Here is a 17553-nt window from a genome sequence, read left to right on the forward strand (position 1 = left end):
CGCCCATGCCTGCCAGCCTTCAAAAGGGCGACGCGTCACCAAGGTCCAGAGGCCTGCGCTGCGCCCTTTTCACTCCGCCGCCTGTACCCGCCTCGCCTCGATTATCGCGCGGATCTCGGCGCGGCAGGAGCCGCAATTGGTGCCGGCCTTCAGCGTCTCACCGATGGAAGCCACGGTCGTGCAGCCGGCAGCCACCGCCGCCGCGATCTGGTTGGCGCCGACGCTGAAGCAGGAGCAGACCGTGGCGCCGGCATCCGGCCGCTCGGCGCCGGCGCGGCCGGCGACGATGCGGAAGCGCTCGCGCTGGCCGGCATGGGTTTCTTCGAGCTGTTCGGCCGCCCAGCCACGCGACACCGCGACCGGGCCGGGGGCGACGAACAGCGCGCCTGCGAGGCGCTCGCCGTCGAAGGCGGCGATGCGATGCTGGCCGGCGTCGCGGTCGTGATAGGCAAGCATGTCGGGTGACGCGCCGAACAGCGCAGCGGCAAAGCCCGCCCAGTCGATGTCGTCGTCGGCGAAAGCGAGTTCGACCCGCCAGCCGCCCCGGCATTTGGCCACGGCCCAATAGGTCGCGGCAACCGGCGCCGGGCGTTGTCGCATAACCGCAAAGCCGAAGGCTTTGGCCGCGAACTTCTCGATGCGCACCGCGACATGTTTCAAAGCCGGCTGGCCGGAAACGGGATCGGTGAGCGACGCCGTCAGCGCGTCGAGCCGGCCCTTGGCGGCAAACTGGTCGGTCCAATGCATCGGCGCAAACAGGCTGCCCTGGCGTTGGCGCGATGTCACCAAGGCTCGCACGAGCACCTCGCCACGCGGGCTGGAGATACGCACGATGTCGGCATCGCCGATGCCGAAGTGCTGCGCATCCGCCGGGTGGATTTCGACGAAGGGTTCGGCGATGTGCTGGGACAGGCGCGGGCTTTTGCCGGTGCGCGTCATGGTGTGCCAGTGGTCGCGGACACGGCCGGTGTTGAGGATCAGCGGGAATTTTTCGTCCGTGCGGGTTTCCGCGACGGGGCGGACGGCGATGAAGTGCGCCCTGCGATCTGGGGTGTAGAAATTGCCGTTAGCGAAGAAGCGGGTGGAAGGACTACGCGCTGCCTGACCATCCTTCTCGGGTTGACGTCCAGCTTGAACGCCCCCCTCTGGCCTGCCGGCCATCTCCCCCTCAAGGGGGGAGATTGGCAGTTTCGCCGACGGCGCTCGCTCTGAAACGTTGGTAATTGGCGAAGGCGGTTGCGACCGCTGATCTCCCCCCTTGAGGGGGAGATGGCCGGCAGGCCAGAGGGGGGTGGCTTGGCTCGGCGCTGGCCATTGGAATGGAACGAGATCTTCGTAGGTGTCCGCATCGATCCCGGCATACGCACCAATATCAAAATCCCGCGCCCCATCATTCTCATACGCCGATAGCGCCGCGTGCTCCGCAAAAATCTCCGCCGGCGTTGCATGGGCAAACCCCTCGCCAAACCCCATCAGCCTCGCCACCTCGGCGACGATCCACCAGTCCGGCCGCGCCTCACCGGGCGCGGGCAAAAAGGCCCGCTGGCGCGAGATGCGGCGCTCGGAATTGGTGACGGTGCCGTCCTTCTCGCCCCAGGCTGTTGCGGGCAGCCGGACATGGGCATGGCGGACCGTATCGGTGCTTGCCAGCACGTCCGAGACGACGACGAAGGGGCAGGCCTTGATCGCCGCCTCGACGGCATCGGCATCCGGCATCGAATCGACCGGGTTGGTGGCCATGATCCACAGCGCCTTGATGCGCCCATCGCCCACCGCCTTGAACATGTCGACCGCTTTCAGACCGGGCTTGTCGGCGATGTCGGGCGCGTTCCAGAAGCGGCGCACGCGCGCTCGATGCGCGGGGTTTTCGATCTCCATATGGGCAGCGAGCATGTTGGCCATGCCGCCGACCTCGCGGCCGCCCATGGCGTTGGGCTGGCCGGTGACCGAAAACGGCCCTGCCCCGGGCTTGCCGATGCGCCCTGTGGCGAGATGGCAGTTGATGATGGCGTTAACCTTGTCGGTGCCCGAGGACGACTGGTTCACCCCCTGGCTGTAGACGGTGACGGTTTTTTTCGTCCGGGCAAACAGGCTGTAGAAGCGGCCAAGCTCGTCCTCGCTGAGGCCCGTGGCTTCTGCGACGCCGGCAAGGTCGAGGTTCGAGGCGGCGAAAAGGGCCTTGCCGAAGCCGGTCGTGTGCTCGGTGATATAGGCGCGGTCCAGCGCATTGTGCTGGCCAAGATAGGCGAGCAGCCCGGTGAACAGGGCCACGTCGCCGTCCGGCGCGATCGCCAGATGCATGTCGGCGATGTCGGCGGTCATGGTGCGGCGCGGATCGATCAGCACGATCTTCATCTCCGGCCGCTTTTCGCGCGCCGCCGCGATGCGCTGGTAGAGTACCGGATGGCACCAGGCGAGGTTGGAGCCGACCAGCACGATGAGGTCGGCAAGCTCGAGATCCTCGTAGGTTCCCGGCACCGTGTCGGAACCGAAGGCGCGGCGGTGGCCGGCGACCGAAGAGGCCATGCAGAGCCGCGAATTGGTGTCGATATTGGCCGAGCCGACAAACCCCTTCATCAGCTTGTTGGCAACGTAATAGTCCTCGGTCAGCAACTGCCCGGAGACATAGAAGGCGACCGAATCCGGGCCATGCTCGGCGATGGTCTGCGAAAAAGTCAAAGCGACGCGCTCGAGCGCCTCGTCCCAGCCGACGCGGCGGCCGTCGATCTCCGGATGGAGCAGCCTGCCGTCGAGGTCGATGGTCTCGGCAAGGGCGGAGCCCTTCGAGCAGAGCCGGCCGAAATTCGCCGGATGGTCAGGATCGCCGCGGACCGACACTTGCCCGTCCGCGGCGACCTTCGCCAGCACGCCGCAACCCACCCCGCAATAGGGGCAGGTGGTCCTCACCTCGCGCACTGCGTCGATCTCCATGATTTCAGGCCGCGCGGCTGGCCAGCGCTTCCAGCGCGATGAACAGACGCTCGCCATCGATGCGCACCGGGATGGTGCGCACAACGCCCTCATCGGCGCCGAGCGCCTTGCCCGTTTCCAGCGAGATCACCCAATTGTGCAGCGGACAGGTCACCGCCGCGCCGTGGACGATGCCCTGGCTGAGCGGCCCGCCCTTGTGCGGGCAATGGTCGTCAATGGCGTAGACCTGATCGTCCGCGGTGCGGAAAACGGCAATTTTGCCCTCGGGCGTAGCAACGCAGCGCGCACCGCGCCGGGGGATGTCGGAGAGCGTGCCGATAGCGATCCAGTTCATCATGCTCACTCCGCTGCCTCGGCGAACCCGACCGATGCCATCGGCCGGAATTCGTGCTTGTCCTTGCCGGAGACGCGCTCGGACCATGGATCGACCTGGGCGAATTTCTGCGAGAATACGAAGCGCTCGTAATAGGCCTTGCGCTTCTCGCCATCGTCCATGATCTGGCGCTTGATCTCGGGGATGCCGATGCGCTTGGCCCATTTGTAGATGCGCTCGAGATAGCGGCCCTGCTCGCGGTACATCTGCGTCAGCGCCACGATATGCTCCAGCGCTTCGTCCTCTGTCCTGACCAGGCCGAGCACTTCGGTGCCCTTGATGTCGAGGCCGGCGGCTCCGGCGAAATGGATCTCGTAGCCGCTATCGACGCAGATGACGCCGACATCCTTGCAGGTCGCCTCGGCGCAGTTTCGCGGGCAACCCGACACCGCCATCTTGACCTTGGCCGGTGTCCACGAGCCCCACATGAACTTCTCGATGCGGATGCCGAGACCCGTCGAATCCTGCGTGCCGAAGCGGCACCAGTCGGAACCGACGCAGGTCTTCACCGTGCGCAGGCCCTTGGCGTAGGCATGGCCGGAAACGAAGCCGGCCTGGCCGAGATCGGCCCACACCGCAGGCAGGTCTTCCTTGCGGATACCCAGCATGTCGATGCGCTGGCCGCCGGTGACCTTGACCATCGGGATCTCGAACTTGTCGACGACATCGGCGATGGCGCGCAACTCGGATGCGCTGGTCACGCCGCCCCACATGCGCGGCACCACCGAATAGGTGCCGTCCTTCTGGATGTTGGCGTGGACGCGCTCGTTGATGAAGCGCGACTGGTAGTCGTCGGCGTAGTCGTTCGGCCAGTCGCAGACGAGGTAGTAGTTCAGCGCCGGCCGGCATTTGGCGCAGCCGCAGGAGGTCTTCCATTCCAGCTCCTGCATGACGGCGGGAATGGTCTTCAGGCTCTTGGCCTTGATCAGTCGGCGGACCTCGTCATGGCCGAGCGTGGTGCAGCCGCACATCGGCTGCACGGCGGCCGGGTTGTAGTTGTCGCCGATGGTCAGCACCATCAGCTTCTCGACCAAGCCGGTGCAGGAGCCGCAGGAGGCGGACGCCTTGGTGTGCGCGCGCACATCGTCGAGTGAGGTCAGGCCCTTGGCCGTGATCGCGCCAGTAATCTTTCCCTTGCAAACGCCGTTGCAGCCGCAGATTTCCGCATCATCCGGCAAGGCTGCAACGGCCGCCATAGGGTCCAGCGGGGCACCCCCCTGGTAGGACTGGCCGAAAATGAGCGTGTCGCGCATCTCCGATATGTCAGTCTGCTTCTTCTTCAAATCATTGAACCAGGCGCCGTCGGCCGTCTCGCCATAGAGCACGGTGCCGATGATGCGGTCGTCCTTCAGCACCAGGCGCTTGTAGACACCGGCCGCAGCGTCGCGCAGCACGATCTCCTGGCGGTCCTCGCCCTCGGCGAAGTCTCCCAGCGAGAACAGTTCGATGCCGGTGACCTTGAGCTTCGTCGGCGTGTCCGAATGGACGAAGGCCGCAGCCTCGTCGCCGGCAAGCTGGCTGGCCGCGACACGCGCCATCTCGTAGAGCGGTGCCACCAGCCCGTAGACCATGCCGTTGACCTCGGCGCATTCGCCGAGCGCGAAGATGTCGGGGTCGTTGCTGCGCATGCCGGCATCGACGACGATGCCGCGGTTGACGGCGATGCCAGCCTCCTTGGCCAGCGCCGCGTTCGGCCGGATGCCGACCGCCATCACCACCAACGTCGCCGGGATTACGGTGCCATCGGCAAGTTCCACCTGCTCGACCTTGCCGTTGCCGGTGATCGCCTGGGTATTGGCCTTGGTGATGACCTTGATGCCGCGCTCTTCCACGGCGCGCTGCAGGAGGTAGCCAGCGGCCGGATCGAGCTGGCGCTCCATCAGCGTCGGCATGACATGCAGCACGGTGACGTCCATGCCTTGCGCGTTGAGACCGGCCGCGGCTTCGAGCCCGAGCAGGCCGCCGCCAATGACCACGGCCTTGGCCCGCGACTGGGCGGCAAGCATCATCGCGCGGACGTCGTCCAGGTCGCGATAGGTCAGCACGCCCGGCAGATTGTGGCCCGGCACCGGGATGATGAACGGCACCGAGCCGGTGGCGATGACCAGCTTGTCGTAGGGCTCGGTCACGCCGTGATCAGAGGTGACGGTCTTGGCCTGCCGGTCGATGGCGACGATCTTGTGGCCCTTGTAGAGGGTGATGCCGTGCTTGATGTACCAGCCATCGCCATGGATGATGATCTCCTCATAATCCTTTTCGCCCGACAGAACCGGCGACAGCATGATGCGGTCGTAGTTCACGCGCGGCTCGGCGTTGAAGATGGTGACCTGGTAGCGGTCTGGCGCCTTTTCCAGCAGATGCTCCAGCATGCGCCCGGGGGCCATGCCGTTGCCGATGATGACGAGTTTTTCGGTCATATTCCTGATCCGCTCCAGTCTCACTCAGCCGCGTAGGAAAGGGCTGAAGTTTCGGCAGATGCCGCGCGCTCCATCCGCCGGATGGAGACGTGCATCCAGGCAAAGCAGGTGGCGACGATGACGAAGAGCAGCATGAAGCAGCTCGACCATACGCCCGTGAGGTCGTTGAGGGCGCCAAAGGCGATCGGCAGGACAAAGCCGCCGAGCCCGCCGATCATGCCGACAACGCCGCCGACCGCGCCGACGCTGCCTGGATAATAGGCCGGAATGTGCTTGTAGACGGCGGCCTTGCCCAGGCTCATGAAGAAGCCGAGTATCGAGGCGACGGCGATGAAGGCGACCGGCCCGATGGCGAAGTGGAAGGGGATCGGCCCGCTGATGCCGTGAACGACATAGTCGGCCGACGGCAGCGACAGGATCAGCGTGGCGACGGACGACACAGCGAAGGTCCAGTAGAGCACGGTGCGAGCGCCGATCCGGTCGGAGAGCACGCCGCCATAGGCGCGGAAGATGCTTGCCGGGATCGAATAGGCAGCGCCGATCATGCCGGCTGTCGCCAGCCCGAAGCCGTAGACCCCGATCAGGTAGCGCGGCAACCACAGCGACAACGCGACGAACGCACCGAAGGCGAAGAAATAGTAGAGGGCGAAGCGCCAGACCTGCAGGTTCTTCAGCGGCGCGAATTCCTGCCAGAAGCTTCTCGCGGGCGCCGCCTTGCCGGCGCGGCGCTCACGGATGACCGGATCGTCGCTGGTCGTGAACCAGAAGACGACGGCCATGACGACGAGTGCCGCCGCCCAGATCAGCGCGACCGACTGCCAGCCCCAGGAGAGAAGCACGAACGGAGCCAGGAACTTGGTGACCGCGGCCCCGACATTGCCGACACCGAAGATGCCGAGGGCCGTGCCCTGCTTGCCGGCGGGGAAAAAGCGCGAGACATAGGCGACGCCGACGGCGAAGGAACCACCGGCGAGCCCGACGCCGAGCGCGGCGACCAGCATCTGCCCGTAGGTGTGCGCAAAGGCGAGCAGGAAGGTCGCGACCGCCGCCGCAAGCATGGTCGCGGTGTAGACCAGCCGTCCGCCAAAACGGTCGGTCCAGACGCCGAGCACCATGCGCACGAGCGAGCCGGTGAGGATCGGCGTGCCGACGAGCAGGCCGAACTCCGTCTCGTTCAGCCCCAGCTCCTGCTTTATGCGGACGCCGATGATTGAAAAGATCGTCCACACCGCGAAGCAGACAGTAAAGGCGATGGTGGACATCATGAGCGCCTGCCTGGGGGCACTATCCTGGCTGGGCGCGGCTGGGAGATTTGCAGTCATTTCAGGCTCCGGTGATTGTCAGCGGCGCGGCATCGGCGAGCTGGATGAAACCGAGCTCTGCGCGGTCACCGCGGGACCCTGGCCGTTAGTCTTGGCGCCTGCGGGAAAGAGGAGGAGCGCGGCGGTGAACAGTGCCGCGGTCAGCGCGCTGCTGGCCAGAAAATCGCGGCGCGTGAAGTCCGCGAGGGACGCGCCAGTTCCGATCCGTTTCGTCATCGTCGTCTCCGTTGGGCGCCGCTTGGGACCAGCGCCGTCGATTGCGTGTTCGGTCAAAACAAAAAAGCTGCCGGCCAGGCCTCGCGCGTCCGCCCATCCGGGATCGCGTGTTGACCTGAGCGGCAGCTTTGCCTGTGGCGCCCGTCATTGGACGCCGTGTTTCTTGGCCCATGCGGGCCTGCATTCTGGAAAGCAGGAAGCGTGCCAACTCGACAGCGCGCTGGATTATCGAATGAACTCAATGCGAAGCCGCAGCATCGCGACTTTTCAAGCCCGGCTGCGGATCAAAGATTAGTCAGAATGCCTTGCACGGCAGCATAATATTTGTGCAATGCGGTATATCGCCTAATGCCGATGCAGATTCCCCGTTGCCGATGATCGGTCATGGCCCTACTCCGCGGCTTCGACGAAGCGGTGGCGTTCGTAGAGGAACTTCAGCACCGCCTCGCGGCAGCGCAGGAAGGTGCGGTCGGAAGAGAGCTCGACGCGGCGGCGCGGCCGGGCCAGCGGCACGGCAAGCACCTCGCCGATGGTCGCCGCCGGACCGTTGGTCATCATGACGATACGGTCGGAGAGCAGCACCGCCTCGTCGACATCATGGGTAATCATGATCGTCGTCGAGCCAAGCCTGGAATGGATGTCCATCACCGCGTCCTGCAGATGCGCGCGGGTCAGCGCGTCCAGCGCGCCGAACGGTTCGTCGAGCAGCAGGATCTTCGGTTCCATGGCGAGCGCACGCGCAATGCCGACGCGCTGCTTCATGCCGCCCGAGATCTCGGCCGGGCGCTTGTCCCTGGCATGCGCCATCTGGACGAGGTCGAGATTGCGCATGATCCAGTCGTGGCGCTCGGCCTTTGTCCTGGTCGAACCGAAGACTTTCGACACCGCCAGGTTGATGTTCTCGTAGACGGTGAGCCAAGGCAGCAGCGAGTGGTTCTGGAACACCACGGCGCGCTCCGGTCCCGGGCTGTCGACCTCCTTGTCCTCGAGCAGCACGGCGCCGGCGGAGACCTTGGTCAGCCCGGCGATCAGGTTGAGCAAGGTCGACTTGCCGCAGCCGGAATGGCCGATGATGGAGACGAATTCGCCCTTGTCGATGGTCAGTCTTATGTCTTTCAGCACCTCGCTGACCTGGCCGCCGCGGGCAAAGGATTTGTCGATATGGTCGAGCTTCAGATAGGCCGTCATGGCGCTTTCCTCACTTTGCCGTTGTGCCGCGGGTGACGAAGGCGCCGACCGCCGCGACCAGGCGGTCGAGGCAAAAGCCGGTGACGCCGATATAGGCAAGCGCGACGATGATGTCGGGCAGCCGCGACGAGTTCCACGCATCCCAGATGAAGAAGCCGATGCCGACGCCACCGGTCAGCATTTCGGCGGCGACGATGGCGAGCCAGGACAGGCCGATGCCAATCCTCAAGCCGGTGAAGATGTAGGGCGCTGCCGCCGGCACCATGATCTTGACGAAGAACTCGATCTGGTTGAGCCGCAGGATACGGGCGACGTTGCGGTAGTCCTCGGGAATGTTGCGGACGCCGACGGCGGTGTTGATGATGATCGGCCAGATCGAGGTGATGAAGATGACGAAGATCGCCGACGGGCTGGAATCGCGGAAAGCCGCCAGCGACAGCGGCAGCCAGGCGAGCGGCGGCACGGTGCGCAGGATCTGGAACACCGGGTCGAGGCCGCGCATCGCCCAGATAGACTGGCCGACCAGGGCACCCAGCGCGACACCGACGATTGCCGCGAGGCCAAAGCCGATGGCGACCCGCTGCAGCGAGATCAGCACCCGCCAGGCGAGGCCGATATCCTGCGGACCATTATCGAAGAAGGGATGCGCGATCAGGTCATAGGCCTCGGTCCAGACCTGACTCGGCGGCGGCAGGCTGGCCGTCGGCGACGAGCAGGCGATCTGCCATACGACAAGCATGAGCACGATGACGACGGCCGGCGGCAGCAGCGTGCCGGCCAGTTTGCTCAAGATCGCGAGCAGGTCGAAGCGACGCCGCGCCTTGGTGGCGAAAGCGATCACCCTCGACGGCTCGGCCGGCGCTGGAAACACCTTCACCTTGGTGTCCTCGATGGCTTGGATTGACATGTCTGAGGGTAACTCCGTGGTCGGATCTGGCGACAAGCGGCTGATGCCGCTTGCGCCTGGCGCTGGAGGCGACAACGGCGCTAAGGCGCCGTTGCGCTTAAGCCGATGCCTTGATCTTCAGGCTGTCCAGATAGGCCGACGGGTTGGCCGGATCGAAGGTCTTGCCGTCGAAGAAGGTCTCGACGCCGCGAGACGACGATGCCGGAATATCAGCAGCGGCGACGCCGAGGTCCTTTGCCGCCTCGCGCCACAGATCCTCGCGGTTGACCTGGTCGACCAGCGCCTTGATGTCGGTGGTCGGCGCGAACTTGCCCCAGCGGATGTTTTCGGCGAGGAACCAGCTGTCATGGCTCTTGAACGGATAGGACACGCCGTCCTTCCAGAACTTCATGTAGAGGTCGGTGCCAGAGGCGACGCGGCCGTTGCCGTAGTTGATGTCGCCCTTGAGGCGGCCGATGATGTCGGCGGTCGGCACGTTCATCCATTGCCGCTTGCCGATGATGGCGGCCATCTCGTCCTTGTTTTCCTTGGCCTCGCACCATTGCTGGGCTTCCATGACGGCCATCAGGATGGCCTTGGTGGCGTTCGGGTTCTTTTCGATGAAGGCTGCGCGCAGGCCGAGCGCCTTTTCCGGATGGCCCTTCCACAATTCGCCCGTGGTGGCGGCGGTGAAGCCGACGCCCTGGTGGACGAGCTGCTCGTTCCACGGCTCGCCGACGCAGAACACGTCCATGTTGCCGACCTTCATGTTGGCCACCATCTGCGGCGGCGGCACGACGATGGTCGAGACGTCCTTGTCGGGATCGATGCCGCCTGCGGCCAGCCAGTAGCGCAGCCACAGGTCATGCGTGCCGCCCGGGAAGGTCATGGCGGCCTTGACCTCCTTGCCCTCGGCCCTCTTGGCGGCGAAGGCCTCCTTCAGCTTGGAGGCGTCGAGGCCGACGCCGGTGGCGGCATATTCCTGCGCGACCGAGATGCCCTGGCAGTCGTAGTTCAGCCGCGCCACGATCGCCATCGGCAGCGGCTGGTTGTTCTGCGTCACCTTGCCGGTGTGCATCAGGTAAGGCATCGGCGTGAGGATGTGGGCGCCGTCGATGCCGTTGGCCTCGCCGCCGAGCATCAGATTGTCACGCGTCGCGCCCCAGGAGGCCTGCTTCAGCACCTCGACATCGGGCATGCCGAACTTGGCGAACAGACCCTTTTCCTTGGCGATCATCAGCGGGGCGGCATCGGTCAGCGCGATGAAGCCGAGCTTGGCGCCGGTCACTTCCGGAGCGGCCGGCGCCGCATAGGCGCCGGAGGGCAGCAGCGCACGCGCCGCCGCCAGGGTTGCCGCGGTGGCAGCACTTGCCATCAGGAAATTGCGGCGGGTCATGCCCTCGAGAGGGGCTTCGGTCTTGATGCGTTTCGTCATCGTCATCTCCGGTTGGGCGCCGCTCGGGATCGGCGCCGTCGATTGCGTGTTCGATCAAAACAAAAAAGCCGCCGGCCAGGCCGCGCGCGTCCGTCCATCCGGGATCGCGTGTTGACCTGAGCGGCAGCTTTGCCTGTGGCGCCCGCCATTGGACGCCCGTTCCGTGACCCTAGAAGAGCCTGCCTATGACAAAGCAGGAACCGTGCCAGTTTCGAGCCGGAGCGAAAATATCAATGAAATCAGTGGTAGATGTGGAGGACAACTGCGCCGGGCTACAAATCAAACAGGCCAAAGATTGTTCATTAGCGCAAGCGCACGCACAATTTTTGTGCATTGCACAAGAATGGCGCGAAAATGATCAGGCCTCAGCGCGGGCCGATTTCTGGCCGGCAATGTAGGCGTCGATCTCGTCGGGATCGAAGATCTGGCCGTCGAAGAAACCGTCGGGACCGAGCACCAGACTTGCCCCTGCCGAACCGACCGGCGTCGCGGCCTTCAGCGCGCCCTCGACCTTGGCATTGGCGCCGGGAAGCGCCACGCCGAGCGGCTTCAGCGCCGAGCGGTAGAGGTCGGGCCGATAACACTCCCTGGCGATAGCAAGGTTCTCCGGCGTGTGCGCGACATGCCCCCAGCGTACCATCTGCGTGTAGAACCACAGCGCGTGGCTCTTCCAGGGAAAATTCGCCGCCTTGTCGAAAGGCACGAAGAAGTCGTCGATCGCCCGCTTCGCGCCGCCGCCCAGATCGAGATGGCCGGTCAGGATCGGCATCTGCACTGCCGGCGGCAGGCCGAGAAAGCCGGGCTGCGCCATCAGCGCAGCCAATTCCCCGTGGTTGGCCGGATCCTGGCACCAGCGGGCCGAATGATGCAGGGCGCGCAGCAGCGCCGCCAGCGCATCCGGGTTCTCCTCGGCCCACGCCTTGCGCACACCAACCACCTTCTCTGGGCTATTGCGCCACAGCAACGCCTTCACGGTGACGATATGGCCGGTGCCGGCGGCGACCGAGGCACTGTTCCACGGTTCGCCGACGCAGTAGCCGTCAATGCGGCCGGCGGCCAGCGCATCGGCCATGAAGGGCGGCGGCACGATGACGATCTCGATCTCTTGGGTCGGATCGACGCCGCAGGCGGCGAGCCAGTAGCGCAGCTCGTAATTGTGCCCGGAATGCGGATGCACGACGGCGAAGCGCAGCGGATCGCGGCCGGCCCCTGCCCGTTCGCGGATCAGCGCGCGAAGGGCCGCACCGGCGCGCGCCGGGTCGAGGTCCGGCTCGGCGCCGTGCGTCGCCATGCCGGCCCAGACGGCATTGGAGATGGTGACGCAATTGCCTCCGAGCCCCAGCGAGAACGGCACGATCGTCTCCGAAGCGAGCGGCGTCAGGCCGAGATTGCAGGCGAGCGGCATCGGCCCCAGCATATGGGCGACATTGAAATGACCGATCGCCATGCGGTCGCGGATGTTGGCCCAGGAGGTCTCGCGGTGCAGCGTGAGCTCGATGCCTTCGCGCGCGGCAAAGCCCAATTCGCGCGCCGCGACCAGCACGGCGCTGTCGAAGAGCGGCATGAAGCCGGCGGTGATCTGGTGCGCAGCAGTCATGCCTATTCGTCCTCCGAGAGCAGCCCGGCGGCGGTCACCAGGCTCTGGGCGATGTCGCTGATCTTGCGGTTCTGGTTCATCGCCGTCTTGCGCAGCAGCGTGTAGGCCGCCTCTTCGCTCAAGCCGCGCGACTTCATCAAAATGCCCTTGGCGCGGTCGATGACCTTGCGGCTCTCCAATTCGCTGCGCGCCTCCTCCAGTTCGCGCGCCATGCGCGAGAAGGCGTTGAAGCGGCTGACCGCCATGTCGAGGATCGGCTTGACGCGCTCCTGCCGCAGACCATCGACGACATAGGCCGACACGCCGGCATCGACGGCCGCCTCGATCGAAGCCTGGTCGGAGCGGTCGACGAACATGGCGATCGGCCGCTTCACCGCGCGCGACAGCTGGAACATGTTTTCCAGCATGTCGCGGTTCGGGTTTTCGAGATCGATGACAATGACATCAGGCTCGATCTCGGCAATGCGTCGCGCGATGCCGGTGACGTCATGGATGACGGTGACCCGCTCATGCCCGGCCTCCCGCAGCCCGGCCTCGATGATCGAGGCACGGATGCGGTTTTCGTCGATCACCAGAACGGCGAGTGAGGAGCGGACCATCGCTCCAATATGTCGAAGCGGGGGGATTGTGCAATGCGGGATGAAGGCCGCGCTCGGCCTGAAGAGGCGCGCGCTGGAAATTGACAGCTATGATTTTGTCGATGCGGATCCGCCTGTGACTGCAAGACAGCGCGCGGCGCGTTGTCTTGTTGTCAGCGTTGTCTTTGAGAGCACCTGCGCCAGGTATTTGGGGGTGCAGCCCATATCTTCGGCTACCGCCACAATGGAATTGCGGCCATCAGAGTTCGGCGTGTCTAAAATTGTGTAATTGATTGCGAAATCCATCTGACGCTTTGCTGCCGTGAAGGTAATTGTTCCGAAGGCGATTTATTATCAAAAGAATTGCGATCAGTTCATGCCTTGGTCCTGTTCGAACGTCGTCAAAAACCTCTAACACGCGCGCCTCCCCAAGGCCCCGCAGGCCCAGGGGATCATAATGTCGTGTCGGGTGGCCGCCGCTATAGTATCTATCTCGGTAGTACCCGAACGCGTCAGAGAATGCCTTCTGGGCAAACGCGGCTCCTCGCGGTAGCCGATCGACTGCATCGATTATTCCGCGAGCATCTGCCGTAGCTGGATGGGAAATCTTCAATTCGAATAGTGCCCAAAGAACGGGGAAATCTCGAATTGCCATTCGCTCTTGTGGACTGAGCCGACGCCAAGAACCGTTCGTGTTAGCACCCAGCCACTGTCCTACATTCATAGTTCCCCCCAATTATTTTGCGTGAAAGAGCAACCTTGCCCGCGCCGCCTTCTATGCGCCCCCGCCTCTTAGCTTCTGAGCCACTTCAGAGGATTTGCCGACTAAGTCCGAAATTTCGGCTTTTGAAAATCCCAAAACCGTCAACAGTTGGAGTTGAAAAATTGCCTCCATCTTAATATAAATTGGCCATATTGCTTTTCCCGTCGCCGCTCTTGTCTTCAATCTTTCATCAAAGTGGGTAAGGTAGTTTCGTGTATCAATCTTTCTTACAAAGCTTTCTCTATCTCTGCTTCCACCAAGAATTTCCTTGAAAGGAGCAATAATGTTCTTTAATCTTTTTGATAGGCTAATTTCGTTGCCATAAGCGAGCCTGCTCTCGAGCCATTCCTTCTTGTCATCGGGGCACGCTGATAATAGTCCTTCTTTTATGGTAGAAAATTCTGCGTCATCCATCGTCTTCTCGTCGCAAGTTCTCCGGCTATATGTCTCAAGACCCTGAGCCAATGCTAAGAACTTGCTATCTAAATACTTATGGCCTACCAATTTTGCTGCAAAGTATAATCCCATAGAGGGTGCTATAATATCATAAGCAGAAAACCAATTGCGAATGAACCTTTCTGCCTCATGCCTAATGTCAGCATATCGAAATAGCATTCTGTGACTCGAAATCGCGGGAATCTCTGCAGAAAACGGCAAACTTGAGTAGTAAATCGATATTTCTACTGGCCTTGTTTCTTCACCAACAATCCCTATATTTACATTTTTTAACATAGTCGTTACTTCATTTATAGATACGGTTTGATCTATTGCAAAACACAGCATATTTGCTATCTTATGTGCCACACTTGTAAAATACGAAAACCGTTTTTCCTCTTTTGAGTTTATTCTAAAGTAGGCTTTTTGAGTCACCTTCGCCTCGGAAATTTTTGAAGGCGCCGGGAGTGTGTATGCAAACAAGACAGAAATGCCTGTTCCATCACCTAGATGATATACTAACTTCTCTGGCGGATTGTACGAAATCGATGCAGATCTAAACTCATTAAAGTACTCTATTTCTATTCCACTTATCTCCAACCATTCGTCCAAACCCTCGACGGAAAACGTCATCTCAGTAAATAGAACGTCCTCCCCTTCGTCGTACGAAACTCCAAAGAAGGCCTTGTTTACTACAATTTTTGATTTTGATATCCCTACAAAAGCATAATTCTTGTACTTATAGAAACAATCATCCAACGTCACTAGACCATGCTTTTCGACATTCCCAATTATACGCTTCAGCTCGTAATCTTTTTTCTCGATCGAAGGATGTTCCTTGAACAATCCGACAACATCGAGCTTGATATCTCCGCCATCTGCGATGGATAGAGTTCCGGGTAATTTGTGATCAGCCTTGTCCGGAAGCCAGAAATAACCTGACAGTTCGATTTTCTCGCGAACCCTCATACGAGCCTCCCGCAACGCCCACCTAAGAGAATGCAAGTGTGTCTTAGACTATTCTGGCTGCGATCGCGATGCGCCCAAGGAGTATTCTTCGATCCGCTGCCTATGCGGCGCTACATCGGTGTCCCGGTCGGCCGTATTTGTGCCTCGGCATGTTGAAGCCGCGAACACTCGCACGGCCAAGCGAAACCCGCCAACGCCCATGCTGTTGATTTTCCTAAGAGGGCGTTAGATTCAGAGACGATGCGCGGGGCCAATATGTTGGCGAAAGAGAGAACTGGCGCTGGGTGACCGCCGGTGGAGGCCTCCGACGGCGTGTCGACGATGCGCCGAAGATCGGTTGCATCGTCGTCTGATCGGGCGATAAATTGCAGCCAAGCCTACTCCGCCGCCTCGTACCCAGCGATACCCTTGATCTCCAGAAAATCCTCCAGCCCATACTCCGCATATTCGCGGCCGTTGCCGGACTGCTTGTAGCCGCCGAAGGGCAGGCCGGCGTCCCAGGTCGGGTAGTTGATGTAGACGTTGCCGGTGCGCATGCGTGTGGCGACTTCGCGGGCTTTCTGGATGTCCTTGGCCTGGATGTAGGAGGCCAGGCCATAGACGGTGTCGTTGGCGGTGTGGATCGCCTCGTCGACGCTGTCATAGGGCATGATCGCCAGCACCGGTCCGAAGATCTCTTCGCGGGCGATGCGCATGTCGTGGGTGACGTCGGCGAATACGGTCGGCCGGACATAGTAGCCGCGGTTGAGTTCGGCAGGACGGCCGGGGCCGCCGGCGACCAGGGTGGCGCCCTCGTCGATGCCGGCCTGGATCAGGTCCTGGATCTTGTCGAACTGGACCTGGCTGACCACCGGGCCGAGCTTTGATCCGGGCGCATCGGCCGGGCCGACAGTGAATTTTTCCGCCGCCGTCCTGGCGTAAGCGGCCGCTTCGTCGTGGCGGTCGCGCGGCACGAACATGCGGGTCGGCGCGTTGCAGGACTGGCCGCTGTTGCTAAAACAGCCGGCGACGCCCTTGCTGACGGCGCTTGCAAGATCGACATCGGGGAACAGGATGTTGGCCGACTTGCCGCCCAACTCCTGATGCACGCGCTTGACCGTGTCGGCGGCGGCCTTGGCGACTAGGATGCCGGCACGGGTCGAGCCGGTGAACGACATCATGTCAACATCGGGGTGGCTGGAGAGCGCCTGGCCGACGCCCGGCCCGTCACCATTGACGAGGTTGAAGACGCCCTTCGGCACGCCGGCCTCGTCCAGAATCTCGGCGAAGATGATGGCATCGAGCGGCGCGATTTCCGACGGTTTCAGCACCATGGTGCAGCCGGCGGCGAGCGCCGGGCCGACCTTGCAGGTGATCTGGTTCAGCGGCCAGTTCCACGGCGTGATCAGGCCGACGACGCCGATCGGCTCCTTGACCACCAGCGAGGAGCCCTTGACGTGCCGGAACTGAAAACTCTTCAGCACCTCGGCCATCTTCTGCAGATGCGCGAGACCGACGCCGACCTGGCTGTCCAGCGCCATCTGGCGCGGCGCACCCATCTCGCGCGACACGGCAACGGCAAGATCGGCGCTGCGCTTCTTGTAGATGTCGATGATGCGGTTCAACAGGTCGAGCCGCTCGGCGACCTCGGTGAAGCCAAATGTGTTGAAGGCGCGCCTGGCGGCGGCCACCGCCTTGTCGACATCGGCCTTGGAGCCGAGCGAGATCTGCGCGAAGGCATCTTCATTCGACGGATCGATGACGTCGAGCGTGTTTGGCACGACCGGATCGACCCAGGCACCATCGATGTAGAACTGCAGATTATGGGACATGGTTTCCTCCTCGCACGGATCTCGATTTTGATGGGGGGATCGTCGTATTTTTCCAGAGATAACGATGCGCGATCGGCACTGTCAAACGCAAGCACCAAGTGATTGAGCCAGGCCTGTTCGGCTCGGAGCCAAACAAAACTACGCGAGCGCCTTGCTCATATAGACGGTTATCCCGTTCATGAATTCCTCTTCCCGATCCACCGTATAGCCGTGCTTGCGATAGAGCAGCACATTGGCTTCGAACGCGCCATTGGTCAGCAGGCGAAGCTTTGGGCAACCGGCTTCGACGGCCCTGCGCTCGGCGCCGTCGAGCAGCAGCCGGCCGATGCCCCTGCCCTGCGCCTTGGGCGCGACGGCGACATTCTCGATCCAGATGTGATCGTCATGCCGCATGGTTTCGATCAAGCCGACGATCTCGCCGTTCTCGACGGCGAGATCGAACTGATGCTCGCGGACGGCCTTGTCGTAGTCGGCGCGCATCGGCAAGGGCTCGCGACCGATCACCGGCACCCATCTGGCGTAGGCGGCGCGCACGATGTCCCTGATGGTGGCGGCATCCGCCGGCTCGGCCGACCGAAATTGGATGGAAAGATCAGTCATTCAAGTGCTCCAAATGCAAAAAACCCGCCGAT

At 62.5% G+C, this 17553-nt stretch carries 15 protein-coding genes; 1 reads left to right on the forward strand and 14 read right to left on the reverse strand.

The features are described from left to right. Positions 1–69: 69 nt before the first annotated feature. The 8 genes from DH08_RS28890 to DH08_RS28925 all read right to left on the reverse strand — a co-directional run bounded on the left by DH08_RS28890 (position 70) and on the right by DH08_RS28925 (position 10768). On the reverse strand, positions 70–2931 hold the full coding sequence (locus DH08_RS28890; RefSeq protein ID WP_192182667.1) for a nitrate reductase: 2862 nt from the start codon (positions 2929–2931) through the stop codon (positions 70–72). A 4-nt stretch (positions 2932–2935) separates the two neighbouring features. Continuing rightward, positions 2936–3265: a nitrite reductase small subunit NirD gene (gene nirD, locus DH08_RS28895; protein WP_192182668.1), complete on the reverse strand. Its 330-nt coding sequence runs from the start codon at positions 3263–3265 to the stop codon at positions 2936–2938. 5 nt (positions 3266–3270) lie between these two features. After that, positions 3271–5721, reverse strand: coding sequence for a nitrite reductase large subunit NirB (gene nirB, locus DH08_RS28900; RefSeq protein ID WP_192182669.1), 2451 nt, complete (start codon positions 5719–5721; stop codon positions 3271–3273). Between the two features lie 20 nt (positions 5722–5741). After that, entirely contained in the window at positions 5742–7043 is a 1302-nt protein-coding gene (locus tag DH08_RS28905; RefSeq protein ID WP_192182670.1) for an MFS transporter, read from the reverse strand. Between the two features lie 18 nt (positions 7044–7061). Continuing rightward, the gene (locus DH08_RS28910) at positions 7062–7259 is read right to left on the reverse strand and encodes a hypothetical protein (RefSeq protein WP_192182671.1); all 198 of its coding nucleotides are present in this window, start codon (positions 7257–7259) and stop codon (positions 7062–7064) included. A 390-nt stretch (positions 7260–7649) separates the two neighbouring features. Continuing rightward, the gene (locus DH08_RS28915; protein ID WP_192182672.1) at positions 7650–8447 is read right to left on the reverse strand and encodes an ABC transporter ATP-binding protein; all 798 of its coding nucleotides are present in this window, start codon (positions 8445–8447) and stop codon (positions 7650–7652) included. 10 nt (positions 8448–8457) lie between these two features. After that, positions 8458–9354 (reverse strand): nitrate ABC transporter permease, encoded by an 897-nt coding sequence (ntrB, locus tag DH08_RS28920; RefSeq protein WP_192182673.1) that lies wholly within the window; start codon positions 9352–9354, stop codon positions 8458–8460. 97 nt (positions 9355–9451) lie between these two features. Further along, complete coding sequence (locus tag DH08_RS28925) at positions 9452–10768, reverse strand: CmpA/NrtA family ABC transporter substrate-binding protein (protein ID WP_192182674.1); 1317 nt, start codon at positions 10766–10768, stop codon at positions 9452–9454. Between DH08_RS28925 and DH08_RS36990 the strand changes: the two genes are divergently transcribed. Continuing rightward, entirely contained in the window at positions 10755–10883 is a 129-nt protein-coding gene (locus tag DH08_RS36990) for a hypothetical protein (protein ID WP_280110147.1), read from the forward strand. The genes DH08_RS28925 and DH08_RS36990 overlap by 14 nt on opposite strands. A 243-nt stretch (positions 10884–11126) precedes the next feature. Here DH08_RS36990 and DH08_RS28930 read toward each other — a convergent pair whose 3' ends face one another. From DH08_RS28930 to DH08_RS28955, 6 genes are all read right to left on the reverse strand, one after another. Continuing rightward, complete coding sequence (locus DH08_RS28930) at positions 11127–12365, reverse strand: CmpA/NrtA family ABC transporter substrate-binding protein (protein ID WP_192182675.1); 1239 nt, start codon at positions 12363–12365, stop codon at positions 11127–11129. Between the two features lie 2 nt (positions 12366–12367). Then, the gene (locus DH08_RS28935; protein WP_192182676.1) at positions 12368–12964 is read right to left on the reverse strand and encodes an ANTAR domain-containing response regulator; all 597 of its coding nucleotides are present in this window, start codon (positions 12962–12964) and stop codon (positions 12368–12370) included. Between the two features lie 87 nt (positions 12965–13051). After that, complete coding sequence (locus DH08_RS28940) at positions 13052–13249, reverse strand: hypothetical protein (protein ID WP_192182677.1); 198 nt, start codon at positions 13247–13249, stop codon at positions 13052–13054. A 469-nt stretch (positions 13250–13718) separates the two neighbouring features. After that, positions 13719–15110 carry an ApeA N-terminal domain 1-containing protein gene (locus DH08_RS28945; protein ID WP_192182678.1) on the reverse strand — a complete coding sequence of 464 codons (1392 nt, stop codon included), beginning with the start codon at positions 15108–15110 and terminating at the stop codon, positions 13719–13721. 377 nt (positions 15111–15487) lie between these two features. Next, positions 15488–16921 (reverse strand): aldehyde dehydrogenase family protein, encoded by a 1434-nt coding sequence (locus DH08_RS28950; RefSeq protein ID WP_192182679.1) that lies wholly within the window; start codon positions 16919–16921, stop codon positions 15488–15490. Positions 16922–17059: 138 nt separating this feature from the next. Then, positions 17060–17521 carry a GNAT family N-acetyltransferase gene (locus DH08_RS28955; protein ID WP_192182680.1) on the reverse strand — a complete coding sequence of 154 codons (462 nt, stop codon included), beginning with the start codon at positions 17519–17521 and terminating at the stop codon, positions 17060–17062. Positions 17522–17553 lie beyond the last annotated feature (32 nt).

This window comes from Mesorhizobium amorphae, from assembly GCF_014843845.1.
Lineage (GTDB): Bacteria > Pseudomonadota > Alphaproteobacteria > Rhizobiales > Rhizobiaceae > Mesorhizobium > Mesorhizobium amorphae_A.